The sequence below is a fragment of the Burkholderia sp. IMCC1007 genome (assembly GCF_027257875.1).
GTDB lineage: Bacteria > Pseudomonadota > Gammaproteobacteria > Burkholderiales > Burkholderiaceae > Burkholderia.
The window spans coordinates 47,548-73,037 of record NZ_JAPVQY010000029.1 but is presented as its reverse complement, the minus strand read 5'-3'; the positions used below and the strand labels follow the sequence as shown (position 1 = coordinate 73,037).

Genomic DNA, 25,490 nt, shown 5'->3' with positions numbered 1-25,490 from the left:
AATGGCAGCCAACAACCGAATCGGCTCGAAGCGCCTCGTCGTCGGCGCTCACTACGGCCTGCGCGACTGGCTCGCGCAGCGCGTCACCGCCACGATCATGGCGGTCTACACGGTCATTCTGCTCGTGCTGTTCTTCGCCGCGCATGACTTCTCGTACGAAGGCTGGGCATCGATCTTCTCCGCACAGTGGATGAAGCTCGCGACCTTCGTGACGCTGCTCTCCCTCTTCTACCACGCATGGGTCGGCGTGCGCGACATCTGGATGGACTACGTGAAGCCCGTCGGTGTGCGCCTGCTGCTGCAATCGCTGACCATCGTCTGGCTGCTCGCATGTGCGGGCTACGCCGCGCAGATTCTCTGGAGAGTGTAAAGAATGGCTGCAATCAAAACTTCCCTGCCGCGCCGCAAGTTCGACGTGGTGATCGTCGGCGCGGGCGGCTCGGGCTTGCGCGCAGCGCTGCAACTGTCGCGCGCGGGCCTGTCGGTCGGCGTGCTGTCGAAGGTGTTCCCGACGCGTTCGCACACGGTGGCCGCGCAGGGCGGGATCGGCGCATCGCTCGGCAACATGAGCGAAGACAACTGGCACTACCACTTCTACGACACGATCAAGGGCTCCGACTGGCTCGGCGACCAGGACGCGATCGAGTTCATGTGCCGCGAAGCACCGAACGTCGTGTACGAGCTGGAACACTTCGGCATGCCGTTCGACCGTAACGCCGACGGCACGATCTACCAGCGCCCGTTCGGCGGCCACACCGCGAACTACGGCGAGAAGCCGGTCCAGCGCGCTTGCGCGGCCGCCGACCGTACCGGTCACGCGCTGCTGCACACGCTGTACCAGCAGAACGTCGAAGCGAAGACGCAGTTCTTCGTCGAATGGATGGCGCTCGACCTGATCCGCGACGCCGACGGCGACGTGCTCGGCGTGACGGCCCTCGAGATGGAGACGGGCGACGTCTACATCATGGAAGGCAAGACGACGCTGTTCGCGACGGGCGGCGCAGGCCGGATCTTCGCGGCATCGACGAACGCGTTCATCAACACCGGCGACGGCCTCGGCATGGCGGCACGCTCGGGCATCGCGCTGCAGGACATGGAGTTCTGGCAGTTCCACCCGACCGGCGTGGCCGGCGCGGGCGTGCTGATCACCGAAGGCGTGCGCGGCGAAGGCGGCATTCTGCGCAACGCGAACGGCGAGCGCTTCATGGAACGCTACGCACCGACGCTGAAGGATCTGGCGCCGCGTGACTTCGTGTCGCGTTCGATGGACCAGGAAATCAAGGAAGGTCGCGGCGTCGGTCCGAACAAGGATCACGTGCTGCTCGACCTGTCGCACATCGGCGCCGAGACGATCATGAAGCGTCTGCCGTCGATCCGCGAAATCGCGCTGAAGTTCGCGAACGTCGACGCGATCAAGGAACCGATCCCGGTCGTCCCGACGATCCACTACCAGATGGGCGGCATCCCGACCAACATCCACGGTCAGGTCGTCGGCACGTCGCGCGATCACAAGGAACCGGTCAACGGCTTCTACGCAGTGGGCGAATGCTCGTGCGTGTCCGTGCACGGCGCGAACCGCCTCGGCACGAACTCGCTGCTGGACCTCGTGGTGTTCGGCCGTGCGGCCGGCAACCACATCGTTCAGCACGTGAAGAACCAGAAGGAACACAAGCCGCTGCCGGCTGACGCAGGCGAATTCTCGCTGGCGCGCCTCGCGAAGCTCGAGAAGTCGAGCTCGGGCGAGTACACGCAGGACGTCGCGAACGACATCCGCGCGACGATGCAGAAGCATGCAGGCGTGTTCCGCACGTCGGCGCTGCTGAAGGAAGGCGTCGACCAGATGGCCGACCTGAAGGCGCGCGTGGAAAACATCCACCTGAAGGACAAGTCGAAGGTGTTCAACACCGCGCGCGTCGAAGCGCTCGAGCTGGAGAACCTGATCGAAGTGGCCCGCGCGACGATGGTGTCGGCGGAAGCGCGCAAGGAAAGCCGCGGCGCGCATGCGCACAGCGACTACGAACACCGCGACGACGACAACTGGCTGCGCCACACGCTGTGGTACAGCGAAGGCGATCGCCTCGACTACAAGCCGGTTCAAATGAAGCCGCTGACGGTCGAATCCGTGCCGCCGAAGCCGCGCACGTTCTAAGCCGAGTCAAAGGAATCCGAAATGGCAAAACGCATTTTTGAAGTCTACCGCTACGATCCGGACAAGGACGCAGCGCCGCGCATGCAGACGTACGAGCTCGAGATCCAGCATGAACGCATGCTGCTCGACGCGCTGGTCAAGCTGAAGGCACTGGACGAGACGCTGTCGTTCCGCCGCTCGTGCCGTGAAGGCGTGTGCGGTTCGGACGCGATGAACATCAACGGCAAGAACGGTCTCGCTTGCCTGACGAACCTGAACGACCTGCCGCAGAAGATCGTGCTGCGCCCGCTGCCGGGCCTGCCCGTCGTGCGCGACCTGATCGTCGACATGACGCACTTCTTCAACCAGTACCACTCGATCAAGCCGTACCTGATCAACGACGCGCCGCCGCCGGAGAAGGAACGCCTCCAGTCGCCGGAAGAGCGCGACGAGCTCGACGGCGTGTACGAGTGCATTCTGTGCGCGAGCTGCTCGACGTCGTGCCCGAGCTTCTGGTGGAACCCGGACAAGTTCGTCGGCCCGGCCGGCCTGCTGCAGGCTTACCGCTTCATCGCGGATAGCCGCGACACCGCCACCGGCGAGCGTCTCGACAACCTGGAAGACCCGTACCGTCTGTTCCGCTGCCACACGATCATGAACTGCGTCGACGTTTGCCCGAAGGGCCTGAACCCGACGAAGGCGATCGGCAAGATCAAGGAACTGATGGTTCGTCGCGCGGTATAAAGTTTCATGAGCGACGATTCGCATCAATCCGACCCGCACCGCCGCGCGCGCCTCCGCTGGCGCGCGCGGCGGGGTCTGCTGGAGAACGACATCGTTTTCGAACGATTCTTCGGCAGATACGAGCATGACCTCACCGATGCAGACGTAGGCGCGTTGTCGCGCCTGCTCGATCTGAGCGACAACGACCTGATGGACTTGCTCCTCGCGCGCAAGGAACCAGAAGGCGACCTAGACAGCCCGGATATTCACCGGCTGTTGGAGATGCTGCGCAACGTGTAACGCCAAGGTGTAACGCGCTGTGCCCGTTATCGAATCCCGTTTCTTTATTTCGATTGAGGATGTGCCATGACTCCGTCTGATGTTAAAGCCACGCTATCGTTCAGCGACAACTCGCCGAGCGTCGAAATGCCGATCTACAAGGGCACGATGGGCCCGGACGTAATCGACATCCGCAAGCTGTACGGCCAGACCGGCAAGTTCACGTATGACCCGGGCTTCATGTCGACGGCAGCTTGTAATTCGGCGATCACGTACATCGACGGCGACAAGGGCGAACTGCTGTACCGCGGCTACCCGATCGACAACCTCGCGCAGAACGCCGACTTCCTCGAGTCGTGCTACCTGCTGCTGAAGGGCGAGCTGCCGAACGCAGCGCAGAAGAAGGAATTCGTCGACACCGTCACGAAGCATACGATGGTGCACGAGCAGATGCACTTCTTCTTCCGCGGCTTCCGTCGCGATGCGCACCCGATGGCAGTGCTGGTCGCGGCCGTCGGCGCGCTGTCGGCGTTCTATCACGACTCGCTCGACATCAACGACCCGCGTCACCGCGAAGTGTCGGCGATCCGCATGATCGCGAAGCTGCCGACGCTCGTCGCGATGGCATACAAGTTCAGCATCGGCCAGCCGTTCGTGTATCCGAAGAACGAGCTGTCGTACAGCGCGAACTTCATGCACATGATGTTCTCGAACCCGTGCGAAGAGTACAAGGTCAACGACGTGCTCGTCCGCGCGCTCGACCGTATCCTGATCCTGCACGCCGACCACGAGCAGAACGCATCGACGTCGACCGTCCGTCTGGCCGGCTCGTCGGGCGCGAACCCGTTCGCGTGTATCGCGGCCGGTATCGCGTGTCTGTGGGGCCCGGCGCACGGTGGTGCGAACGAAGCCGCGCTGAACATGCTCGAGCAGATCGGTTCGCCGGACAACATCCCCGAATTCATCAAGCAGGTGAAGGACAAGAATTCGGGCGTGAAGCTGATGGGCTTCGGTCACCGCGTATACAAGAACTACGACCCGCGTGCGAAGCTGATGCGCGAAACGTGCTACGAAGTGCTGAACGAACTGGGCCTGCACGACGACCCGCTGTTCAAGCTCGCGATGCAGCTCGAGAAGATCGCGCTGGAAGACGAATACTTCGTGTCGCGCAAGCTGTACCCGAACGTCGACTTCTACTCGGGCATCGTTCAGCGCGCGCTGGGCATCCCGACGTCGATGTTCACGTGTATCTTCGCGATGGCACGTACGGTCGGCTGGATCGCACAGTGGAACGAAATGATTGCGGATCCGGAACAGAAGATCGGCCGTCCGCGTCAGCTGTTCATCGGCGACACACCGCGCGAAGCGAAGCCGATCAACGAACGTTAAATCGTACGTCGCGCGAACGGCCGTCAGGCCGCTCGCGTGCGGCACGCGCAACGCGTCGACACCCCGGTGGGTCATCCCGCCGGGGTGTTTTCATTTGCGCGGCCGAAGCTGGCCCGATCCGGTGCGGCGCTCCAGCGACGGCGGCCGCGTATCGAGCGGCGGCGCGCCGGCATCGGGCGCATGGCCGTGCTGCGCGAAGAACTGCCGGTATGCGCGCGGCGTCATCCCGAGCGCGGCAAGGAACTGGCGGTTGAAGTTGGCCGCGTTCGGAATGCCGCAGCGCGCGGCCACCGTCGCGATCGGCCAGTCGGTGCCGACCAGGTGACGGCACGCGTGCGCAAGCCGCAACCGCTGCACGTAGCGGCCGACGCTTTCGCCGAGGTGCCGCGCGAAGAGCCGCTGCAGCGTGCGTTCGGACATGTGTGCCGCCGCGGCGAGGGCGTCGATGCGCAGCGGTTCGTGGAAGCGGCGGTCGATCGCATCGAGCACGCGGTCGAGGCGTTCGGCCTCCGGCGCGGCGATGTCGGCGGCCGCGGCCGTGGCCGTGGCGGTTGCATCGGGCCGGCCATACGCGTGCGCGGTGGCGAGCGGCTCGCCGCCGGCTTCCGCGAGATCGGCGAGCGTGTCGAGTGCGGCCGCGAGCCGGATGCGCGGCGACGGATCGAGCAGCTGCGGCAGCCGTGCGCGCATCGCGCGGGCCGTGTCGGCCGAAAAGCTCAGCCCCGGCGCCGCGCGCCGCAGCAGCGAGCGCAGCGGCGCGTACTCGGGGCAACAGTCGGCCACGCGTCGCGCCCAGTCGCCATCGAACCAGACGACGAGCGCGACTTCCGGCGCATCGCGATCGATGCGCGCGTTCGACGACCACGTATGCGGCAGATTGGGCGGCACGAGCACCAGGTCGTCGTCCGCGTAGCGGGCGACGTGATCGCCGACGAAGCGCCGGCCGCGGCTGTTGAGCGTCAGCGTCAGTTCGTATTCGGGATGGCGATGCCATTCGAACGGAATGCGCGCGAGCTGGCGGTGGTACACGCGGATCGAACAGCCGGGCGCGAACGTCACGTGCTCGTATTGCGGTTTCATCGCGGCCTCCGGTGTGGGCGGGCAACGCGCCGTGGCATGATCGTGAGCATTCGTCACGACGGAGCGATGCCATGTTTTCACATGTTTGCGTGGGTGTCGGCGATACCGCGCGCGCGTACGACTTCTACGCGCCGCTGCTCGCGGAACTCGGGTTGCGTCTGAAGTTCAGCGAGCCGGACGGCTGGTCGGGCTGGATGCCGGCCGACACCGACCGTCCGCTGTTCTTCTTCGGCCGCCCGCTCGACGGCCGCGCGCCGGAACCGGGCAACGGCCATACGGTCGCGTTCGCCGCGCACACGCGCGCGCAGGTCGATCGCTGCCATGCGCTCGCACTGCAGCACGGCGGCACCTGCGAAGGGCCGCCGGGGCTGCGGCCGCACTATCACCCCGACTACTACGGCGCGTATTTCCGCGACCCGGACGGCAACAAGGTGTGCGTGGTGTGCCACCGGGCCGAGTGATGTCCGGTTGTCAGGATTGTATCGATTGCTGGCCGGATAGTGTCGTCGGCGATCGCGCGGCGGCCGTACGCTGAGCACGCGTCACGACACGACTCAGCGAGGAGACAACGATGCACCTGACGATTGACGACCTGCCGGCCGCGATTCGCGCGGCAAAACGGGCGCTGCGCGCCGACCTGCCCGGCTACGCGGCCACGTTTCGCGAACTGGAGGGCGACATCGCGCGACAGGTCGACGCGATCCGCGGCGCGCACGTGCACGGCCGCGACGTGATTCCGGTGCTGCAATTCGCGGATATCGCGAACGGCACCGTCGATCCGCGCGCGATTGCCGCGATCCGCACGCACGGCGCGGTAGTGATCCGCGGCGTGTTCGACGCGCAGCAGGCGCGCGACTGGAACGACGAGATCGGCGCCTATCTGCAGGCGAACCGCTTCGCCGACCGGCTGCATGCGCGCGCGGAGGACCGCTATTTCGGCGACCTTGCATCGAGCAAGCCGCAGATCTTCGGCGTCTACTGGACGAAGCCGCAGGTGGCCGCGCGCCAGTCGCCGGCACTCACGCAGGCACGCGTGTTCCTGAACCGCCTGTGGCGCCATGCGGACGGCGGGCGCACGCATTTCGATCCCGACCAGGTGCCGGCCTACGCGGACCGGATCCGCCGCCGGCCGCCCGGTTCGACGTCGCTCGGGCTGTCGCCGCACGTCGACGGCGGCTCGGTCGAGCGCTGGCTCGGCGCGAATTTCCGGCAGGTCTACCGCCACGTGCTGGCCGGCCGGTGGCGCGATTACGATCCGTTCGACGCGGCGTTCCGTCCGGACGTCGAGGAGATTCCGTCGCCGGCCGTGTGCTCGATGTTCCGCACGTTCCAGGGCTGGACCGCGCTGACGCCGCAAGGGCCCGGCGACGGCACGCTGCAGCTGATCCCGGTTGCGAACGCGATGGCGTACGTCGTGCTGCGCGCGCTGCAGGACGACGTCGCCGACGACGACCTGTGCGGCGCGCGTCCGGGCCGCGCGCTGTCGGTCCTGCCGGAATGGCATGCGCTGCTGCTCGACGCGCTGGTGCCGATCCCGCACATGGAGCCGGGCGACGCGGTGTTCTGGCACGGCGACGTCGTGCACGCGGTCGAGGATGCGCATCGCGGCAGCGGCGACAGCAACGTGATGTACATCGCGGCCGCGCCCGGTTGCGCGAAGAACGATGCGTACCTGCGGCGCCAGCGGCTCGCGTTCGTGCGCGGCGACAGTCCGCCCGATTTCCCGGCGGACCATTTCGAGGTCGACTTCGACGGCCGGGCAGGGGCGGGCGATCTCACCGCGCTCGGCCGCGCGCAGATGGGCTTCGAGCCGCTCGCATGACGGTTGCGGCGCGCCGCGCGGGCACCGCCGGCGGCGGTTTGCGGCGCCAGCGGCGGTCATCTGCCGAATCCGCTGCGTCGCGCGTGCAATTCGACGCGATCGGCTGCGGACGCCGGCGAAATCGACGCGAATTGCGCAATTTGGCTTCCGATAATGGTCCGGACACAACGCAGCTGTCCCGTGCGCCGCACGAGGCAGCGATGACCATGGAGAAGTCGATGCAATTCACGCAAGCGATCGTTCGCCGTCCCGCGCCGTCCTGTGGCGCGGGTCTCACCACCGCCGCGCTCGGCGCGCCGGACTACGACAAGACGCTCACGCAGTTCCACGCGTACTGCGACGCGCTGCGCGGGCTCGGCGTCGAGCTGATCGAGCTGCCGCCGCTGGACGCGTTCCCCGATTCGCACTTCGTCGAGGACGTCGCCGTCGTGACGCCGGAATTCGCGGTGATCACGCGCCCCGGCGCGCCCGCACGGCGCGGCGAGACGGCCCACATCGAAGCGGCGCTCGGCGCGCATCGCGAGCTGCTGCCGATGCAGGCAGGCCGTCTCGACGGCGGCGACGTGATGCTGGTCGGCAAGCGCTTCTTCATCGGCCTGACGGGCCGCACCGACGCCGAAGGCATCGCCGAGTTCGAATCGCTGGTGTCGCGCTACGGCTATTCGGTCGTCGCGGTGCCGGTCGGCGCCGGCCTGCACCTGAAGTCGGTCGTCAACGCGCTCGGCGACGACACGCTGCTCGTGACCGACGCGCTGGCCGCGCATCCGGCGTTCGCCGACTATCGCCGGATCGCGATCTCGGCGGCCGACGAATACGCGGGCAACACGCTGCGCGTGAACGGCACGCTGATCACGCCGGCCGGCTATCCGCGCGTGCACGACGCGATCGGCTCGCTCGGGCTGCCGCTGCACGTGATCGACACGAGCGAGTTCCGCAAGATGGACGGCGGCCTGACCTGCCTGTCGCTGCGGTTCTAGCCGATTGGCGCGCGGCCGCTTCGGCCGGATAATGTGGCCCCCGCGCGGAACTGGAGGAGACGCTCCGCGCACCAGCCACGACCCGACCGGAGCGAACGCGGATGACCGACAAGAAGATGCAGCTCGACAAGATCGATCTACGGATCCTCGACATCCTGCGCACCGACGGACGGATCTCGTACCGGAAGCTGTCGGAGCTCGTGAACCTCACGCCGCGGCCGTGCCAGGCGCGCGTGGAGCGGCTCGAGGCGCTCGGCGTGATCGAAGGCTACCGCGCGGTGATCAATGCGCCGCGCGCGACCAAGCCGATCGTCGTGATCGCGCAGATCGTGCTGGCCGATCACGGGCGTTCGCAGGCACCGTTCGAGGACGAGATGCGGGCGAATCCGGCCGTGCTCGATTGCTGGCTCGTCAGCGGCACGTTCGATTTTCTCGTGCGGCTCGCGTGCGAGGATCTCGACGAATACCGGCGGATCGCGAACGCGTGGCTGGAAAGTCCGCGCTTCCGGATCGAGAAGATCGTGACGACGGCCGAGCTGCAGGCGATCAAGCGCAGCGTCGTCTGACGGGGCAGTGCGCGCAAGGGCCGGCGGCAGCGGATGCGCGGCCCGTCGGGCAGCGCCGGTTTCGATGCGAATAACCGGCGCGATCGATTGGTATTCCGAATCAAATCGATCGCGCCGATTCCAATCAGGGTGAACACTATGGATGCTTTGCAAGCGGCAGCGGAGACGGCCGTACCGTCCGGGACGGTGCTCAAGCGCCGGCTGCAGAGCCGCCACATCGCGATGATCGCGATCGGCGGCTCGATCGGCACGGGGTTGTTCGTCGCGTCGGGCGCGTCGGTCGCGCAGGCGGGGCCGGGCGGCGCGATCGCCGCGTATATCGCGATCGGGCTGATGGTCTACTTCGTCGTCACGGGGCTCGGCGAGATGGCCGCGCTGATGCCGGTGTCTGGCTCGTTCGCCGTCTACGGCGAGAAGTACGTCGACGAAGGCTTCGGCGTCGCGCTCGGCTGGACCTACTGGTACAGCTGGGCCGTGACGATCGCGATCGAGCTGGTCGCCGGGCAGATCGTGATGCGCTACTGGTTTCCTGAGATACCGGGCATATGGTGGGGCGCCGGGTTCCTCGTGCTGATCTTCCTGTTGAATACGTTGTCCGTGCGCGGCTTCGGCGAATCCGAATACTGGTTCTCGCTGATCAAGGTCGTCACCGTGATCGCGTTCATCGCGGCCGGGCTGCTGATCGCGGCCGGCCTGCTCGGCAACGGCCATCCGGTCGGCTTGCACAACTTCCGGATCGGCGACGCGCCGTTCGTCGGCGGCGTGCACGCGATGATGAGCGTCGCGCTGATTGCGGGATTCTCGTTTCTCGGCACCGAGCTCGTCGGGATCACGGCCGGCGAATCGGAAAACCCGCGCAAGACGATTCCGCGCGCGGTGAAGCAGATCTTCTGGCGGATCATGCTGTTCTACGTGTTCGCGATTTTCGTGATCGGACTGCTGGTGCCGTACACCGACCCGAATCTGCTGAAGAGCGACGTGACCGACATCGGCGTGAGCCCGTTCACGCTGGTGTTCAGCCATGCGGGCTTCCGGCTTGCCGCCGGCGCGATGAACCTGGTGATCCTGACGGCCGTGCTGTCGGCCGGCAACTCCGGCACGTATGCGGCCACGCGGATGCTGTACAACCTCGCGGCCGAAGGCCGTGCGCCCGCGATGTTCGCGACGCTGTCGCCGGGCGGCGTGCCGCGCAACGCGCTGTACGCGACGATGGCGGTGGGCGGCCTGTGCTTCCTGACTTCGCTGACCAACAACCAGAGCATCTACCTGTGGCTGCTCAATACGGTCGGCATCACCGGTTTCATCGCATGGCTCGGCATCGCGGTCTGCCATTACCGGTTCCGCAAGGGTTTCCTGAAGCAGGGCTACCGGCTCGAGCAGCTGCCGTACCGCGCGAAGTGGTTCCCGTTCGGGCCGCTGTTCGCGATCGCCGTCTGCATCGTGATCTCGCTCGGGCAGGATTACCAGGCGTTCTTCGCGGCCCGCATCGACTGGATGGAAGTGCTGTCGATCTACGTGTGGATTCCGCTGTTCGTCGCGATCTGGTGGGCGTATCGCCGCGCACGCAAGAGCCGGCTCGTGCGCTACGAGGAGATGGATATCGGCCCGTGGCTGACGCGCTCGGTCGAGGCCGTCGACGCGGCGACGACGCAGCATGGCCAGTCGCGCTGAGCGCGCAACCGGCGTGTGCGGCAAGCCGGTGCGGATGAAGTACGCATGACGACGCGCGCGCGCGGGCGGACAGTGCTGAGCGCGCGCGTTTCTTCAATTGCGTCTTCAGGAAGTCGGCCCACGCACGCACTTTCTGCGGCACGTGCCGGGTTGCGACGTAGAGCGCATAGACGTTGTGCTCGCTCGACGGCCGTGTTCCGGCGCGACGCGGACGGCCTGATCATGTGGCGTCACTTGCACGAGACGCCGTCGGCCACTGAATCGCCGCTATTTGTCCAGCTCCGGATAGTGCCGGAAGATCCCCATGTCGTTGAACGGAATGCGGCGCTCCGACTCGAGATAGCGCGCGATGGGCGGATGTGCAGCCACGCGGTCGTGCAGGTCGACGAGCCCCGCAATCTTGCGTTCCGCGCGCTTCATCGCTTTCGGGAATGCGTAACGCAGCCCTTCGATCAGCTGGAATATCGACAGATCGACGTAACTGAGCGCGCTGCCCGCGAGATAGCCGCCCTTGTGCGGATTCTGCGCGAGCACGCGCGCGAAATAGCCCAGGAATTTCGGCAGCCGGTGTTCGAGGAAATCGGCCGCGCGTTCGGCGGCCTCGGCTTTCTGGTCTTCGTAGTAGAGGCCGCTGCCGATCGGATGATGCGTGTCGTGGATCTCGGTCACGAAATCGGCGACGGTCAGCTGAAGCTGATGCACCCATAGCCGCCCGGCTTCATCGTCGGGCGCGAGCCCGAGCCGTGTGCCGAGAAACAGCAGGATGTTCGCGGTTTGCCCGACGACCACGTCGCCGGCCTTCAGGAACGGCGGCGCGAACGGCACGTGTTCGGCCTTCGTGCTGTCCATCATGTGCATCATCGCCGCCACCCCCATGCCGCGCCCCGATTCGCGTGCGACGTCGACATAGTCGGCCTCGGCCGCTTCGAGCGCGAGCCGCACGTATTCGCCGCGGCCCTGGATTTCGGGCCAGTAATAGAGTTCGTATCGCATGCAGTGCTCCTGTCCGGTCGATGCGTCGGGCGATGCGCGCATCGTGATGGCGGGGAGGGCGGCCATGCGCCGCCCGGTACGAATAGACAGTCTAGGAGATCGTACGGAAAGTGCGGCGCATGCCGCGCGTCATGCAGCACGTGCGTCGCGCTCGCCGCCTTCGGGGCCGTAGAAGAACACCCAGGTCGAGAAGTCGTCGGAGAAGCCGGCGAAACGGTGCGCGGCGAATGCAGGCACGAACAGCACGTCGCCCGTCGCGACCGCGCATTCGCGCCCGTCGAGCACGAACCGCGACGTGCCGGCCGCGATCACGTACACCTCGTCGCGCGTATGCGGCGTCTGCCGATCCTCGCCGCGCGGCCGGTACAGTTCGACGTCGAGCGTGCCGTGGCGAAACAGCGTGGTGAACAGCGTGCCTTCATCGTCGAGGCGCGCGAGCGATTCGTTGATGCCGAGCTTCATCGTCGTAGGCTCCGGGTCCGGATCGTGGGAACGTGGGCATGCGGATCGCACCATCGTAGCGCGAAACACTTCAATCGGCCCGCGGCACGCGACGATGCACGCGCATCGCGTTGCGCACCATCGATGAAACAGTGCCGCGCTCGCTCGCGACCGATGAAACGAACGTGTCCGCCGGTGAAACGGCGCGACGAACGTCCGCATTCGTCCAGCCGGTTCACCGCGATTTAATAAACGCCCACTACGATCGGGCATCGTCAATCGACGCAGCGTCGCGTTGCGGCGCGCGCTTCGATCCTGCCGCCCCGCGCCGAGCCGCGCGACTTGCCCGATTGTCGTTTCCCGTGAACCCGCGATTTGCACCGCCGCGACCTGCGGACGGCGCGCTTCGCATCGTTTCGTATTTCTGATGAAATTGAATCCATCGACTGCTGTACGCAGAAAATTCCTGGCTGCCGCGCCGGCCGTTGCGGCAGCGCCGCTGTTGAGCGCATGCGGCGGCGACGATGTCGGATCGGCGCCGATCACCGATGCGGCGCTTGCCGCGCAGATGTCCGCGAAGCTGAATGCGCAGCTCGGCGATGCGGCGACCGTCGACGCGATCGTGCCCGCGCTGACCGATGTCGGCTTCACGTGGGATCTGCCGACGGTGCCGGCCGCGCAGATCGGCGCGATCGTCGCGTACAGCTTCGGCAATCGCCCGAACGCGGCGAGCGGCAATACGTCGAGCACGGGCGGCAATCAGTCGGCGCTGCCCGATCCGGGGCCCGTCAACGAAGCGCTGGCGGACGCCGTGTACCGCATCCGCCAGCTGAAGCCCGTGAAGGTCTACGCGCAGTGGGAAATCGCGCGTTTTCTCGTGTCGAAGTACGGGCTGGGCAGCGACGTGCTGTCGTCGATCGAGCCGGTGATCGCGAGCGACGGCACGATCGTGTACCTGAGCACGGCGGGCGTTGCGGCCGAGGCCGTCACGCGCGCGGGCGGCGCCGCCGCGATGGGCACCGTGGCGGTGGTCGGCCATCGCGACCATGCGAAGCGCTGCATCCAGACGTCGCGGCAGGCGGGCATGAAGGCGGCGGCCGTCGCCGAGGTGCCGCTCCCGACCGTGTACGACCCGCAATCGGGCCAACCATGGACGCGCAACCGCAGCCTCTACCTCGTGCACGACATGTATGCGCAGATGCTGACCCGCGCGATCGCCGCGACGATGCAGGCGTTTCCGAAGGGCTGATGCCTTTCGCTTCCGATTCGAATCCCATGACCGTGACCATGACGAACCGCCGCCATTTCCTGGCTTCCACTTCATTGCTCGCCGCATCGTGCGCCGCCGCTGTGCCCGCTTTCGCGAGCGACGCGCCCGTTTCCGACGCGGAACTGCAGCGCCAGATGCTCGGCAAGCTGACCAACGAACTGAACGATCGCGCGACCGCAGCCGACGAAACCGGTTACCTGCTCGACACGTTTTTCTCGTGGACACCGCCGACCGTCGATGCTGCCGCCATCAACACGATTGCCGCGTTCAGCTTCGGCAGTCGCGCCGGGGCATTGGCCGCCGCGCCGGTGCCGGGCCCCGTGAACGAGGCGATCGCCGATGCGGTGTTCCAGCTTCGACAGAAAGTCGCCGTGCCGGTGTTCGCGCAGCAGGAAGTCGCGAGCGTGCTCGCGTCGAAGTACGGCATGACGGCCGGCGTGACGTCGATCGCGACGCCTGCCGCGGTCGCCGGCAGCCCGATACCGACGCCCGACGGCGTGGCTGCCGCGATCGTCAGGCAGTCCCGGTCGGCGGCGGCGCTCGGCAAGGTCGGCGTGGTCACGCATCGCGATCAGGAGGCGATCGCCGTGCGCGTGTCGAACGCGGGGGGGATGCAGGCGGCGGTGCCGGCAGGCCTGTCGCTGCCGGGCGCCTACGATGCATCGGCCCAGCAGCCGGCGATGCGACGGCGCGACCTTTACCTGATGAGCAACGTCGGCATGCAACTCTCGATGCTGCGGCTCGCGCTGATCAATCGCGAATATCCGAACGGCTAGGCGAGGGCGCGGATACGGGCACCGCACGCGCGACCCTCGCGCGCCGGATCGTGCGTGCCCCGTTTTGGCTGGTAATGCCGATACAGGTATTGGCACTACCAGCCAAACCACTGTTTTTAATGGGTTTTTTCTCATCCGGCCTGCGCCGTCGCGTATTCTGCGTGGCATAATCGGTCGCACCAGCAAGGCTTGTAGTCACAACGACCCCGCATACCCATGGCACAGACTCTCTACGACAAACTGTGGAACACCCACGTCGTCCACTCCGAGGACGACGGCACGGCACTCCTCTATATCGACCGTCAGCTGCTGCACGAAGTCACGAGCCCGCAGGCGTTCGAAGGGCTGAACGTCGCGCACCGTCCGGTGTGGCGCATCAGCGCGAACCTGGCCGTGTCGGACCACAACGTCCCGACCACCGATCGCAGCCACGGCATCGCCGATCCCGTGTCGAAGCTGCAGGTCGACACGCTCGATGCGAACTGCGATGCGTTCGGCATCACGCAGTTCAAGATGAACGACGTGCGCCAGGGCATCGTGCACATCATCGGGCCGGAGCAGGGCGCGACGCTGCCGGGCATGACGATCGTGTGCGGCGATTCGCACACGTCGACGCACGGCGCGTTCGGCGCGCTCGCGCACGGCATCGGCACGTCGGAAGTCGAGCACGTGCTCGCGACGCAAACGCTGCTGCAGAAAAAGAGCAAGAACATGCTCGTGAAGGTCGAGGGCGCACTGCCGCGCGGCTGTACCGCGAAGGACATCGTGCTCGCGATCATCGGCAAGATCGGCACGGCAGGCGGCACGGGCTACGCAATCGAATTCGGCGGCTCGACGATCCGCGCGCTGACGATGGAAGGCCGGATGACCGTCTGCAACATGGCGATCGAAGCCGGCGCGCGCGCGGGCATGGTCGCCGTCGACGATACGACGATCGACTACCTGAAGGGCCGTCCGTTCGTGCCGACCGGTGCGGAATGGGATCAGGCCGTCGAGTACTGGCGCGAATTCAAGTCCGACGAAGGCGCGCAGTTCGATCGCGTGGTCGAGCTGAACGCAGCCGAGATCGTTCCGCAGGTCACGTGGGGCACGTCGCCGGAAATGGTCACGTCGATCGACGGTCGCGTGCCCGATCCCGAGCGCGAGAAGGATCCGGTCAAGCGCGACGCGATGGAGCGCGCGCTGGCCTACATGGCGCTCGAGCCGAACACGCCGATCGAGTCGATCAAGGTCGACAAGATCTTCATCGGTTCGTGCACGAACGCGCGCATCGAGGACATCCGTGCGGCCGCGTATGTCGTGAAGAAGCTGAACCGCCGCGTCGCGTCGAACGTGCGCCTCGCGATGGTCGTGCCGGGCTCGGGCCTTGTGAAGGCGCAGGCCGAGCGCGAAGGGCTCGACAAGGTGTTCACGGACGCCGGCTTCGAATGGCGCGAGCCGGGCTGCTCGATGTGCCTCGCGATGAACGCCGACCGGCTCGAGCCGGGCGAGCGCTGCGCGTCGACGTCGAACCGCAACTTCGAGGGCCGGCAGGGCGCGGGCGGTCGTACGCATCTCGTGAGCCCCGCGATGGCGGCGGCAGCGGCGATCGAAGGCCACTTCGTCGACATTCGCAAGCTGGGGTAACGCATGACGGCATCGAAGGTCGTCGCGCGGCTGGTTGCCGCGCTGGCGCTCGCGGGGCTGGGCTCCGGCCTGGCCGGCTGCAATACCGTCCAGGGCTTCGGCAAGGACGTCAATGCCGCCGGCAACGCGCTCCAGCGCGCCGCGGACTGATGCCCGCCGACAATTTGTCGATGTGCGCCGGCTGATTGCCGGCCCTTCAACCGGATAGACGGATCATGGAAAAATTCACTGTACACACCGGCGTCGTGGCGCCGCTCGATCGCGAGAACGTCGACACCGACGCGATCATCCCGAAGCAGTTCCTGAAGTCGATCAAGCGCACGGGCTTCGGTCCGAACGCGTTCGACGAATGGCGTTACCTCGATCACGGCGAGCCGGGCCAGGACAACTCGAAGCGCCCGCTGAACCCGGACTTCGTGCTGAACCAGCCGCGCTACCAGGGCGCATCGGTGCTGCTCGCACGCAAGAACTTCGGCTGCGGCAGCTCGCGCGAGCACGCACCGTGGGCGCTGCAGCAGTACGGTTTCCGCGCGATCATCGCGCCGAGCTTCGCCGACATCTTCTTCAACAACTGCTACAAGAACGGGCTGCTGCCGATCGTGCTGACCGAGCAGCAGGTCGATCACCTGTTCAACGAGACGGTCGCGTTCAACGGTTATCAGCTGACGATCGATCTGGACGCGCAGGTCGTGCGCGCTGCCGACGGCCGCGAGTATCCGTTCGAGATCACCGCGTTCCGCAAGTACTGCCTGCTGAACGGCTTCGACGACATCGGCCTGACGCTGCGTCACGCCGACAAGATTCGCCAGTTCGAAGCGGAGCGGCTCGCGAAGCAGCCGTGGCTCAACACCAAGCTGGTCGGCTGAGATTGCCTTCGGGCGGGCGCGCATGAGCCGCGCTCGCCGACCTGCCACCATCACCTACCCAGTCAGGAATAACGCATGAAGATTGCAGTGCTGCCCGGCGACGGCATCGGTCCGGAAATCGTCAATGAAGCGGTCAAGGTGCTGAACGCCCTCGACGAAAAATTCGAGCTCGAGCAGGCGCCGGTCGGCGGCGCGGGCTACGAGGCGAGCGGCCATCCGCTGCCCGACGCGACGCTGAAGCTCGCGAAGGAAGCCGACGCGATCCTGTTCGGCGCGGTCGGCGACTGGAAGTACGACTCGCTCGAGCGCGCGCTGCGCCCCGAGCAGGCGATCCTCGGGCTGCGCAAGCATCTCGAGCTGTTCGCGAACTTCCGCCCGGCGATCTGCTATCCGCAGCTCGTCGATGCGTCGCCGCTCAAGCCGGAGCTCGTCGCGGGCCTCGACATCCTGATCGTGCGCGAACTGAACGGCGACATCTACTTCGGCCAGCCGCGCGGCGTGCGCGCAGCACCGGACGGCCCGTTCGCCGGCGAGCGCGAAGGCTTCGACACGATGCGCTATTCGGAACCGGAAGTGCGCCGCATCGCGCACGTCGCGTTCCAGGCCGCGCAAAAGCGCGCGAAGAAGCTGCTGTCGGTCGACAAGTCGAACGTGCTGGAGACGTCGCAATTCTGGCGCGACATCATGATCGACGTGTCGAAGGAATACGCGGACGTCGAGCTGTCGCACATGTACGTCGACAACGCGGCGATGCAGCTCGCGAAGGCGCCGAAGCAGTTCGACGTGATCGTCACGGGCAACATGTTCGGCGACATCCTGTCGGATGAAGCGTCGATGCTGACGGGTTCGATCGGCATGCTGCCGTCGGCGTCGCTCGACAAGAACAACAAGGGCCTGTACGAACCGTCGCACGGCTCGGCGCCGGACATCGCGGGCAAGGGCATCGCGAACCCGCTCGCGACGATCCTGTCGGCCGCGATGCTGCTGCGCTACTCGCTGAATCGCGCGGAGCAGGCCGATCGCATCGAGCGCGCGGTGAAAACGGTGCTCGAACAAGGCTATCGCACGGGCGACATCGCGACGCCGGGCTGCCAGCAGGTCGGCACGGCGGCGATGGGCGACGCGGTGCTCGCGGCGCTGTGACGCGGGCGGCTGTAACGCATAGGCAGTTAATGTAGAAAGGGCGCGAACGGGCCGGAAAATCGGCTGGTTCGCGCACGGTTGGCCGTTGTGCGGGCAACCGGCTTTGTGTAGACTCGAACGATGGCGCTGATTTCCCTGATCTCCCCGGTCCTGAAACTCCACGGCAACATTGCCCGTGCGGGTACGCGCGCCATCGTCATCACGAAAACCATTACCACGAAAACGATCATTAAACGCTGATCGCCGTCGTGCCCGCCTGTTTCCCCGCGCGGTCACGCGGGGACGGAAATGGCGGGGAAGCTCCATTCAAAGCAAAGGGTTAGTCATGAACGTAGGTCTCGTAGGTTGGCGCGGCATGGTCGGCAGCGTCCTGATGCAGCGCATGCAGGAAGAGGGTGATTTCGACCTGATCGAACCGGTGTTCTTCAGCACCAGCAACACGGGCGGCAAGGCGCCGTCGTTCGCGAAAAACGAGACTACGCTCAAGGACGCGACCAACGTCGACGAGCTGAAGAAGTGCGACGTGATCATCACGTGCCAGGGCGGCGACTACACGAACGACGTGTTCCCGAAGCTGCGCGCGGCCGGCTGGAACGGCTACTGGATCGACGCGGCCTCGTCGCTGCGGATGAAGGACGACGCGGTCATCATTCTCGATCCGGTCAACCTCGACGTGATCAAGGACGCGCTCGTCAAGGGCACGAAGAACTTCGTCGGCGGCAACTGCACGGTCAGCCTGATGCTGATGGCGCTCGGCGGCCTGTTCCGCGAGAACCTCGTCGACTGGATGACCGCGATGACGTACCAGGCCGCATCGGGCGCGGGCGCGCAGAACATGCGCGAGCTGCTGTCGCAGATGGGCGCGCTGCACGGCGCGGTGCAGGAACAGCTCGCCGATCCGGCTTCCGCGATCCTCGACATCGACCGCCGCGTGCTCGCGACGATGAACAGCGATGCGATGCCGACGAGCCACTTCGGCGTGCCGCTCGCCGGCTCGCTGATTCCGTGGATCGACAAGGATCTCGGCAACGGGATGTCGAAGGAAGAGTGGAAGGGCGGCGCGGAAACCAACAAGATCCTCGGCAAGCCGGCGATGGGCGAGCCGGGCTCGATCCCCGTCGACGGCCTGTGCGTGCGGATCGGCGCGATGCGCTGCCACTCGCAGGCGCTGACGATCAAGCTGAAGAAGGACGTGCCGCTCGACGAGATCAACGGCATCCTCGCGTCGGCGAACGACTGGGTGAAGGTCGTGCCGAACGAGCGTGAAGCGTCGATGCGCGATCTGTCGCCGGCCAAGATCACCGGCACGCTGACGGTGCCGGTCGGCCGTCTGCGCAAGCTCGCGATGGGCGGCGAATACCTGTCGGCATTCACGGTCGGCGATCAGCTGCTGTGGGGCGCGGCCGAGCCGCTGCGCCGCATGCTGCGCATCCTGCTCGACAAGTAAGTATCGGGCCGCGCCGCGCGCCATCGGCGCGCGAAGCGATACGCCTGCCAGCCCTTCGCGGGGCGGCAGGCGTTTTTCATTGGCGGCTCGTGCGTGCAGGGTGATGCCGGCGCCGCGGTAGGTATCGATCGCGGCCGCGTTTTCGATAAAACCGCTGCACGCCCGACGATGCGTCGGTCCTCGGGATGGACGATCGTGTCGTGGCGGCGATTGGGTCGCCGGCGCTGACCACGGTGCAGTTGCCGTCCCCGACATGGCCGCGGACATGGTGCGGCGCGTGATGCGGCACGACGGCGATGCGATTCGCGGCATTCATCGGTGCGGTAATCGCGCGATTCGTACGCCGGCGGCGCGGCGTGGCCGCCGTTGCAACGATGCGCGGGCATGATCCGGGCCCGCACGCCGGTGATGAATTCGGCCGAACTCGATCGTGTGAAGTAAACTACGCGGTTACGACGCGCAGAGTCGCCGAAAGCGTCGCGTTCAGCGCGACGCTTTTGCATTTCTGCGGCGACTTTATTGACGCTTCCAAACGCGAATCCGAGCCGCGCCCCGCGCGCGGCGATAGAGCCTACGATGTCCCGAATTTCCTTGTTTCCGCGCCAGTCCCATCTGTCGCGCGCCGTGCGTGGCGCGCTGGCGATCCTGGCGCTCGGTGCGGCCGCATCCGCCTGGGCGGCCGGCACCGGCGAACTACCGGCGTCCGGCGCCGGCGGCGCCGCGCTGCTCACCGTGACGGTCCAGCCCGGCCAGTCGTTGAACGACATCGCGAAGGCGGCCACCCAGTCGCACGATCCGGTCGTGCTCGCCCGCGCCGGCCGCGCGCTGTTCGACGCGAATCCGCAGGCGTTCATGAAGCACGACGCGAGCCGCCTGAAAACGGGCGCGACACTGACGGTGCCTGCGCTCGACGCGACGGGTGCCGCACTTGCGCCGGCCGGTGCGTCCGCGGCAACGGCAGCTTCGGCCGCAGTCGCCGGCGCGGGTGTGGGTGCGTCCACAGCCGCGCAGCATGGCGTGGCCGCGCCGCATCCTGGCTCGGCCGTGCAAGCCGCGCCGAGTGCATCGGTCGCGCATGCTGCACCGGTGAGCGGTGCGAGCGCGAGCGCGGCAGCCGCAGCCGGTGCATCGGCTGCGGTCGGCGCTTCCGCCGCGCATGGCGCGTCGACGGTCGAAACCGTCCAGCCGGCGGCACCCGTTGCCGGGGCAAGCGGGCCGCACGTCTGGAGCGGCACGATCCAGTCCGCACCGTCCGCGGCGAGCGACGTGGCTGCTCAATCCGGGTCCGGTCCTTCGACCGGCGGCGCGCATGTACCGGCCGGTGCGGCACCCGCCGCGGCCGCATCGCAGCCGCGGCCGTCGAGCTTGCAGCAACTGCTCGCGCTGAAGAATCGCGTACTGATGGAGCTGCAGAAACACGGCATCGGCAAGCAGGCCGCGACGAACGGCGTGTCCCCCGTGCCGGCGCCCGCTGCACCGCGTGCGGCCGCGAACGATACCGGTGCGCCGGCCGCTGCGTCGCCGACGAGCGATGTGGCGTCCGGCGTGACCGCCAGTGCTGCGCAGCCGGCATCGGCATCGGCGCCGGTACAGCCGGCCGCGTCCGTCGCGAGCGCACGGCCTGCGAGTGATGGCGAACAGCTGGACTGGCGTCCAGTTGCAGTGGCCGGCACCAGCTTGGTCGTTCTCGCAGCGGGGTTCGCATGGCGCCGACGCCGGAAAGCGCGGCTTGCGAACGCGATCGCGACGGGCTCCGGTGATGCGGCGGCTACCTATGCCGACGTGTCGCCGTCCGTGGAGCCGCTGGCGCCGGTGCTGCCCGAAACGCCGCTTGCCCGCGACGCAGCGACCGACGTGAATCTCGTCGCGGCCGGCGCGGCAGCCGCCGAGGCGTTCGAGACGCGCGATGGCGATGTGTCGCCGCAGTCGGAAGCGGCGAAGCCGCTCGATGATCGAGCGGAAGCGACGGCCACGCACACCGCGCCCGAGAACGATGCGGCACCGGCTCCGCACGACGTGAAACCCGCTGCGGAAGCGGTCGCGGGCACGCCGGCCGATCCGTCGGCCGCACGTCCGGCGAACGACGCGCAGCACGCCGCGCTGATGCAGAACGCGATCGCCGCGCTCAACAGTCTCGACATGCCGCTGCCGCCGCGGATTGCCGATGAGCCGGCCACGCCGGAAGAGCAAGCGGCAAGTGACCGAATCGCAACTAACGGTCAATCCGCGCCGCCCCCGCCAGTTGGCGCGAACGATCCGTCCCCGGCACACACGTTCGACCAGGAAGACGACTTCGACTGGGACCCCGACGCGACGCAGCCCGCTACCCGCGCGGGCGGCTCGTCCACGCCGTCGTCGCTGGCGCCGCTCGGCGGCGCGCAGTTCGGCGCATTGAAGCTCGATTTCGATCTCGACCTGCCTTCGACGCCGGGCGCCGTACTGCCCGCGCTGACACCGGACGAGCTCGCGCGCATCGCGCGCAACAAGCTCGACCTCGCGTCCGAATACGTCGAACTCGGCGATCTGTCCGGTGCGCGCACGCTGCTGCAGGAAGTGATTGCCGCGAACGACGCCGCGACGCGTGACGACGCGCGCGCGCTGCTTGCGAAGCTGGCGGACCACGCGTGATGCGGATCGCGCTCGGGATTCAATACGACGGCGCGGCGTTCTGCGGCTGGCAGGCGCAGCCGCACGGCAAGACCGTGCAGAACGCGCTCGAACATGCGCTCGGCGAGTTCGCGTGCGTGCCGTTGCATACGACCGTCGCCGGGCGGACCGACACCGGCGTGCACGGCCTCGGGCAGGTCGTGCACTTCGACACGGAGCTCGATCGCACCGAATTCTCGTGGGTGCGCGGCACCAACGCATTCCTGCCGCCGACGGTTTCCGTGCAGTGGGCGAAGGCGATGCCGGACACGTTCCATGCGCGGTTCTCGGCGTTCGAGCGCACCTATTACTACGCGCTGTACGTGCAGCCGGTGCGCTCGCCGATGCTGGCCGGCCGCGCGGGCTGGATCCATACGCCGCTCGACGACGACGCGATGCGCGCGGCCGCCGCACACCTGCTCGGCGAGCACGACTTCTCGTCGTTCCGGTCGTCGGAATGCCAGTCGAAGACGCCGGTCAAACACCTGTATCAGATCGACGTGCGGCGCGCGGGCCACTTCATCCATTTCCGCTTCCGCGCGAACGCGTTCCTGCATCACATGGTGCGCAACCTGATGGGCTGCCTCGTCGCGGTGGGCCGCGGCCGCTATCCGGCCGACTGGGTCGCCGATGTGCTGGCCGGGCGCGACCGCTCGCTCGCCGCGCCCACGTTCATGGCCGACGGGCTGTATCTCGCCCACGTCGGCTACCCGGCGGAATTCGCCGTCCCGCCCGCGCAGCTCGGCAGCGTGCCGTGGAGCAGCGTCTGGGCCGATCTGGATCCACAAACATGACGGAGCATGCCGTGTCTTCCTCGACTTCCGCCGCGGCCGGCCTCGCGCCGCGCACGCGCATCAAGCTGTGCGGGCTGTCGCGCCCCGAGGACGTGGTGCATGCAGCCGCGCTCGGCGCCGACGCGATCGGCCTCGTGTTCTATCCGAAGAGCCCGCGCGCGGTATCGATCGCGCAGGCGGCCGAGCTCGCAAGCCTTGCGCCGCCGTTCGTCTCGGTGGTCGGCCTGTTCGTGAACGCGACCGAAGCCGAGCTCGAGGCCGTCGTACGCGACGTGCCGCTGACGGCGCTGCAATTCCACGGCGACGAGACGCCCGAGCAGTGCGACGCGCTCGGCCGCGCGGCTCGATTGCCGTGGTTGCGTGCCGTGCGCGTCGGCCCCTCGACTCAGCCGTCCGATTTGGTAGAATCAGCCCTTCATTATTCGAAAGCGCGCGGCCTCCTGTTCGACACTCTGGTGCCGGATTACGGCGGTAGCGGCAAGGTCTTCGATTGGTCTCTTATTCCCGCAGAGCTCGCGCGTCGGGCCGTTTTGAGTGGTGGCTTGAACGCGCAAAACGTCGGTGATGCGATCCGCCAGCTGCGTCCGTTTGCTGTCGATGTCTCGAGTGGCATCGAAGTGGAGGGCGCAAAGGGCGTGAAGGATCACGCCCGAATGGCGGCGTTCGTACGCGCGGTGCGCGAAGCGGACGCCGGGTGATGCAAGCCGGTGCGGCCCCCAAAGCGGGCGCACCGACGATCGAGAGAGACACCATGTACAACCTTCCTGATGATCACGGCCACTTCGGCCCGTACGGCGGCGTATTCGTCGCCGAAACGCTCATTCACGCGCTGGACGAACTGCGCGGCGCCTATGACAAATTCCGGAACGACCCCGAATTCGTCGCCGAATACGAGCGCGAACTGAAATACTTCGTCGGCCGGCCGTCGCCGATCTATCACGCGCAGCGCTGGAGCGAAATGCTCGGCGGCGCGCAGATCTACCTGAAGCGCGAAGACCTGAACCACACCGGCGCGCACAAGATCAACAACGTGATCGGCCAGGCGCTGCTCGCGAAGCGCATGGGCAAGAAGCGCGTGATCGCCGAGACGGGCGCCGGCCAGCACGGCGTCGCGACTGCAACGATCTGCGCGCGCTTCGGGATCGAGTGCGTCGTCTACATGGGCTCGGAGGACGTGCGCCGTCAGGCCGCGAACGTGTACCGGATGAAGCTGCTGGGCGCGACGGTCGTGCCGGTCGAATCGGGTTCGCGCACGCTGAAGGACGCGCTGAACGAAGCGATGCGCGACTGGGTCACCAACATCGAAAGCACGTTCTACATCATCGGCACGGTCGCGGGCCCGCACCCGTATCCGGCGATGGTGCGCGACTTCCAGCGCGTGATCGGCGACGAATGCAAGGTGCAGATGCCCGAACTCGCCGGCCGCCAGCCGGACGCGGTGATCGCGTGCGTCGGCGGCGGGTCGAACGCGATGGGCATTTTCTATCCGTACATCGACGATCAATCGGTGCAGCTGATCGGCGTCGAAGCGGCCGGCGACGGCCTCGACACGGGCCGTCACGCGGCATCGCTGATCGCCGGCAGCCCCGGCGTGCTGCACGGCAACCGCACGTACCTGCTGCAGGACGACAACGGTCAGATCATCGAGACGCATTCGGTATCGGCGGGCCTCGACTATCCGGGCGTCGGCCCCGAGCACGCATGGCTGAAGGACAGCGGCCGCGCGCAGTACGTGCCGATCACCGACGACGAAGCGTTGAAGGCGTTCCACGACTGCTGCCGGATCGAGGGGATCATCCCCGCGCTCGAGTCGAGCCACGCGATCGCGTATGGCGTGAAGCTCGCGCCGACGTTGCCGAAGGACAAGATCCTGCTCGTCAACCTGTCGGGCCGCGGCGACAAGGACATGCACACGGTCGCCGAGCGATCGGGCATCGCGCTCTGACCGCCGCCGATGCGTGACCTGATCGAACAGCCGGGCGGCGGTGCCGCGAGCGAGGCGGAGGCGGGGCAGCCCGTCGTCGCCGTGCCGCGCGCACTGCCGTCCGGGATCGAACTGTATAACCGCGATTTCATGACCGAAGCCGCGCGCCTGCCGGATGCGTCGATCGACCTGATCGTCGCCGATCCGCCGTACGGGCTCGGCAAGGACTACGGCAACGATTCGGACAAGCGTTCGGGCGACGATTTCCTCGCGTGGACACGCGCGTGGCTCGAACTCGCGATTCCGAAGCTCAAGCCGAGCGGGTCGATGTACATCTTCTGCACGTGGCAGTACGCGCCGGAAATCTTCAGCTTCCTGAAGACGCAGCTCACGATGGTCAACGAGATCATCTGGGACCGGCGCGTGCCGAGCATGGGCGGCACGACGCGCCGTTTCACGTCGGTGCACGACAACATCGGCTTTTTCGCGGTTTCCAAAGCGTATTACTTCGATCTCGATCCGGTCCGCATCCCGTACGACGCCGACACGAAGAAGGCCCGCTCGCGCAAGCTGTTCGAAGGCAGCAAGTGGCTGGAGATGGGCTACAACCCGAAGGACGTCTGGTCGGTCTCGCGCCTGCATCGGCAGCACGCGGAGCGCGTCGATCATCCGACCCAGAAGCCGCTGGAAATCATCGAGCGGATGGTGCTCGCGAGCTGCCCGCCAGGCGGCCGCGTGCTCGATCCGTTCATGGGCAGCGGCACGACCGCGGTGGCCTGCGCACGGCAGGGGCGCGACTTCGTCGGCTACGAGATCAACGAAAGTTATTGCGCGATCGCGCACGAGCGCGTGAACGCGCTCGCCGCGAAGGCGTGCGCGTGAGTCGCGCCGCCGCAGTGCCGATCGCTGCTTTGCATGGGACCGGAGTA

At 66.9% G+C, this 25,490-nt stretch carries 26 protein-coding genes and 1 pseudogene; 24 read left to right on the top strand and 3 right to left on the bottom strand.

Features of this window, described 5'->3' with window-relative positions; genetic code table 11:
• Window position 1 precedes the first annotated feature (1 nt).
• The 5 genes from sdhD (at window position 2) to gltA (ending at window position 4,519) form a co-directional block, all read left to right on the top strand.
• Window positions 2–370, top strand: a complete 369-nt coding sequence (gene sdhD / locus O1Q03_RS23265) for a succinate dehydrogenase, hydrophobic membrane anchor protein (protein ID WP_269506374.1) — start codon at window positions 2–4, stop codon at window positions 368–370.
• Between the two features lie 3 nt (window positions 371–373).
• The gene (gene sdhA, locus O1Q03_RS23260; RefSeq protein ID WP_269506373.1) at window positions 374–2,149 is read left to right on the top strand and encodes a succinate dehydrogenase flavoprotein subunit; all 1,776 of its coding nucleotides are present in this window, start codon (window positions 374–376) and stop codon (window positions 2,147–2,149) included.
• Between the two features lie 21 nt (window positions 2,150–2,170).
• On the top strand, window positions 2,171–2,872 hold the full coding sequence (locus O1Q03_RS23255; protein ID WP_006479352.1) for a succinate dehydrogenase iron-sulfur subunit: 702 nt from the start codon (window positions 2,171–2,173) through the stop codon (window positions 2,870–2,872).
• 6 nt (window positions 2,873–2,878) lie between these two features.
• Window positions 2,879–3,151 carry an FAD assembly factor SdhE gene (locus tag O1Q03_RS23250; protein ID WP_011548107.1) on the top strand — a complete coding sequence of 91 codons (273 nt, stop codon included), beginning with the start codon at window positions 2,879–2,881 and terminating at the stop codon, window positions 3,149–3,151.
• Window positions 3,152–3,217: 66 nt separating this feature from the next.
• Window positions 3,218–4,519 carry a citrate synthase gene (gltA, locus tag O1Q03_RS23245; protein ID WP_269506372.1) on the top strand — a complete coding sequence of 434 codons (1,302 nt, stop codon included), beginning with the start codon at window positions 3,218–3,220 and terminating at the stop codon, window positions 4,517–4,519.
• Window positions 4,520–4,609: 90 nt separating this feature from the next.
• Here the strand turns inward: gltA and O1Q03_RS23240 are convergent, their stop codons facing one another.
• Entirely contained in the window at window positions 4,610–5,599 is a 990-nt protein-coding gene (locus O1Q03_RS23240; protein ID WP_269506371.1) for an AraC family transcriptional regulator, read from the bottom strand.
• 71 nt (window positions 5,600–5,670) lie between these two features.
• On the opposite strand from O1Q03_RS23240, the gene O1Q03_RS23235 reads away from it, so the two are divergent.
• From O1Q03_RS23235 to O1Q03_RS23215, 5 genes are all read left to right on the top strand, one after another.
• Entirely contained in the window at window positions 5,671–6,060 is a 390-nt protein-coding gene (locus O1Q03_RS23235; RefSeq protein WP_269506370.1) for a VOC family protein, read from the top strand.
• A gap of 110 nt (window positions 6,061–6,170) precedes the next feature.
• Window positions 6,171–7,421: a DUF1479 domain-containing protein gene (locus O1Q03_RS23230; RefSeq protein ID WP_269506369.1), complete on the top strand. Its 1,251-nt coding sequence runs from the start codon at window positions 6,171–6,173 to the stop codon at window positions 7,419–7,421.
• A 218-nt stretch (window positions 7,422–7,639) separates the two neighbouring features.
• Window positions 7,640–8,398: a dimethylarginine dimethylaminohydrolase family protein gene (locus tag O1Q03_RS23225; protein ID WP_269506368.1), complete on the top strand. Its 759-nt coding sequence runs from the start codon at window positions 7,640–7,642 to the stop codon at window positions 8,396–8,398.
• A 101-nt stretch (window positions 8,399–8,499) separates the two neighbouring features.
• Window positions 8,500–8,964 (top strand): Lrp/AsnC family transcriptional regulator, encoded by a 465-nt coding sequence (locus O1Q03_RS23220; RefSeq protein WP_124486396.1) that lies wholly within the window; start codon window positions 8,500–8,502, stop codon window positions 8,962–8,964.
• A gap of 138 nt (window positions 8,965–9,102) precedes the next feature.
• Window positions 9,103–10,635: an amino acid permease gene (locus O1Q03_RS23215; protein WP_269506367.1), complete on the top strand. Its 1,533-nt coding sequence runs from the start codon at window positions 9,103–9,105 to the stop codon at window positions 10,633–10,635.
• 267 nt (window positions 10,636–10,902) lie between these two features.
• Here the strand turns inward: O1Q03_RS23215 and O1Q03_RS23210 are convergent, their stop codons facing one another.
• Entirely contained in the window at window positions 10,903–11,628 is a 726-nt protein-coding gene (locus O1Q03_RS23210) for a glutathione S-transferase (protein WP_269506366.1), read from the bottom strand.
• 129 nt (window positions 11,629–11,757) lie between these two features.
• Window positions 11,758–12,090, bottom strand: a complete 333-nt coding sequence (locus O1Q03_RS23205) for a cupin domain-containing protein (RefSeq protein WP_269506365.1) — start codon at window positions 12,088–12,090, stop codon at window positions 11,758–11,760.
• Window positions 12,091–12,496: 406 nt separating this feature from the next.
• Here O1Q03_RS23205 and O1Q03_RS23200 point away from each other — a divergent pair, with 406 nt between their 5' ends.
• The 14 genes and pseudogenes from O1Q03_RS23200 to O1Q03_RS23135 all read left to right on the top strand — a co-directional run bounded on the left by O1Q03_RS23200 (window position 12,497) and on the right by O1Q03_RS23135 (window position 25,443).
• On the top strand, window positions 12,497–13,318 hold the full coding sequence (locus tag O1Q03_RS23200) for a hypothetical protein (RefSeq protein ID WP_269506364.1): 822 nt from the start codon (window positions 12,497–12,499) through the stop codon (window positions 13,316–13,318).
• 38 nt (window positions 13,319–13,356) lie between these two features.
• Window positions 13,357–14,115 carry a Tat pathway signal protein gene (locus O1Q03_RS23195; RefSeq protein ID WP_269506391.1) on the top strand — a complete coding sequence of 253 codons (759 nt, stop codon included), beginning with the start codon at window positions 13,357–13,359 and terminating at the stop codon, window positions 14,113–14,115.
• Window positions 14,116–14,331: 216 nt separating this feature from the next.
• Window positions 14,332–15,741 carry a 3-isopropylmalate dehydratase large subunit gene (gene leuC / locus O1Q03_RS23190; RefSeq protein WP_269506363.1) on the top strand — a complete coding sequence of 470 codons (1,410 nt, stop codon included), beginning with the start codon at window positions 14,332–14,334 and terminating at the stop codon, window positions 15,739–15,741.
• A gap of 3 nt (window positions 15,742–15,744) precedes the next feature.
• Complete coding sequence (locus O1Q03_RS23185) at window positions 15,745–15,891, top strand: entericidin A/B family lipoprotein (RefSeq protein ID WP_269506362.1); 147 nt, start codon at window positions 15,745–15,747, stop codon at window positions 15,889–15,891.
• Between the two features lie 65 nt (window positions 15,892–15,956).
• On the top strand, window positions 15,957–16,607 hold the full coding sequence (gene leuD, locus O1Q03_RS23180; protein WP_269506361.1) for a 3-isopropylmalate dehydratase small subunit: 651 nt from the start codon (window positions 15,957–15,959) through the stop codon (window positions 16,605–16,607).
• Between the two features lie 75 nt (window positions 16,608–16,682).
• A complete protein-coding gene (gene leuB, locus O1Q03_RS23175) occupies window positions 16,683–17,750 on the top strand; it encodes a 3-isopropylmalate dehydrogenase (protein ID WP_269506360.1) in 1,068 nt (355 codons plus the stop codon).
• A gap of 120 nt (window positions 17,751–17,870) precedes the next feature.
• A complete protein-coding gene (locus O1Q03_RS23170; RefSeq protein ID WP_006754086.1) occupies window positions 17,871–17,990 on the top strand; it encodes a hypothetical protein in 120 nt (39 codons plus the stop codon).
• A gap of 85 nt (window positions 17,991–18,075) precedes the next feature.
• Entirely contained in the window at window positions 18,076–19,197 is a 1,122-nt protein-coding gene (asd, locus tag O1Q03_RS23165) for an aspartate-semialdehyde dehydrogenase (RefSeq protein WP_006756674.1), read from the top strand.
• A gap of 161 nt (window positions 19,198–19,358) precedes the next feature.
• Window positions 19,359–19,585: pseudogene (locus O1Q03_RS40235) on the top strand (substrate-binding domain-containing protein); the annotation flags it as partial.
• A gap of 188 nt (window positions 19,586–19,773) precedes the next feature.
• The gene (locus O1Q03_RS23155; protein WP_269506359.1) at window positions 19,774–21,825 is read left to right on the top strand and encodes a FimV/HubP family polar landmark protein; all 2,052 of its coding nucleotides are present in this window, start codon (window positions 19,774–19,776) and stop codon (window positions 21,823–21,825) included.
• Window positions 21,825–22,637: a tRNA pseudouridine(38-40) synthase TruA gene (gene truA / locus O1Q03_RS23150; RefSeq protein ID WP_269506358.1), complete on the top strand. Its 813-nt coding sequence runs from the start codon at window positions 21,825–21,827 to the stop codon at window positions 22,635–22,637. Before O1Q03_RS23155 ends, truA begins: the two co-directional genes overlap by 1 nt.
• A complete protein-coding gene (locus tag O1Q03_RS23145) occupies window positions 22,634–23,335 on the top strand; it encodes a phosphoribosylanthranilate isomerase (protein WP_269506390.1) in 702 nt (233 codons plus the stop codon). The genes truA and O1Q03_RS23145 overlap by 4 nt, the downstream gene beginning before the upstream one ends.
• A 53-nt stretch (window positions 23,336–23,388) precedes the next feature.
• Window positions 23,389–24,582, top strand: a complete 1,194-nt coding sequence (gene trpB, locus O1Q03_RS23140) for a tryptophan synthase subunit beta (protein WP_269506357.1) — start codon at window positions 23,389–23,391, stop codon at window positions 24,580–24,582.
• Between the two features lie 9 nt (window positions 24,583–24,591).
• Complete coding sequence (locus O1Q03_RS23135) at window positions 24,592–25,443, top strand: DNA-methyltransferase (RefSeq protein ID WP_269506356.1); 852 nt, start codon at window positions 24,592–24,594, stop codon at window positions 25,441–25,443.
• Window positions 25,444–25,490 lie beyond the last annotated feature (47 nt).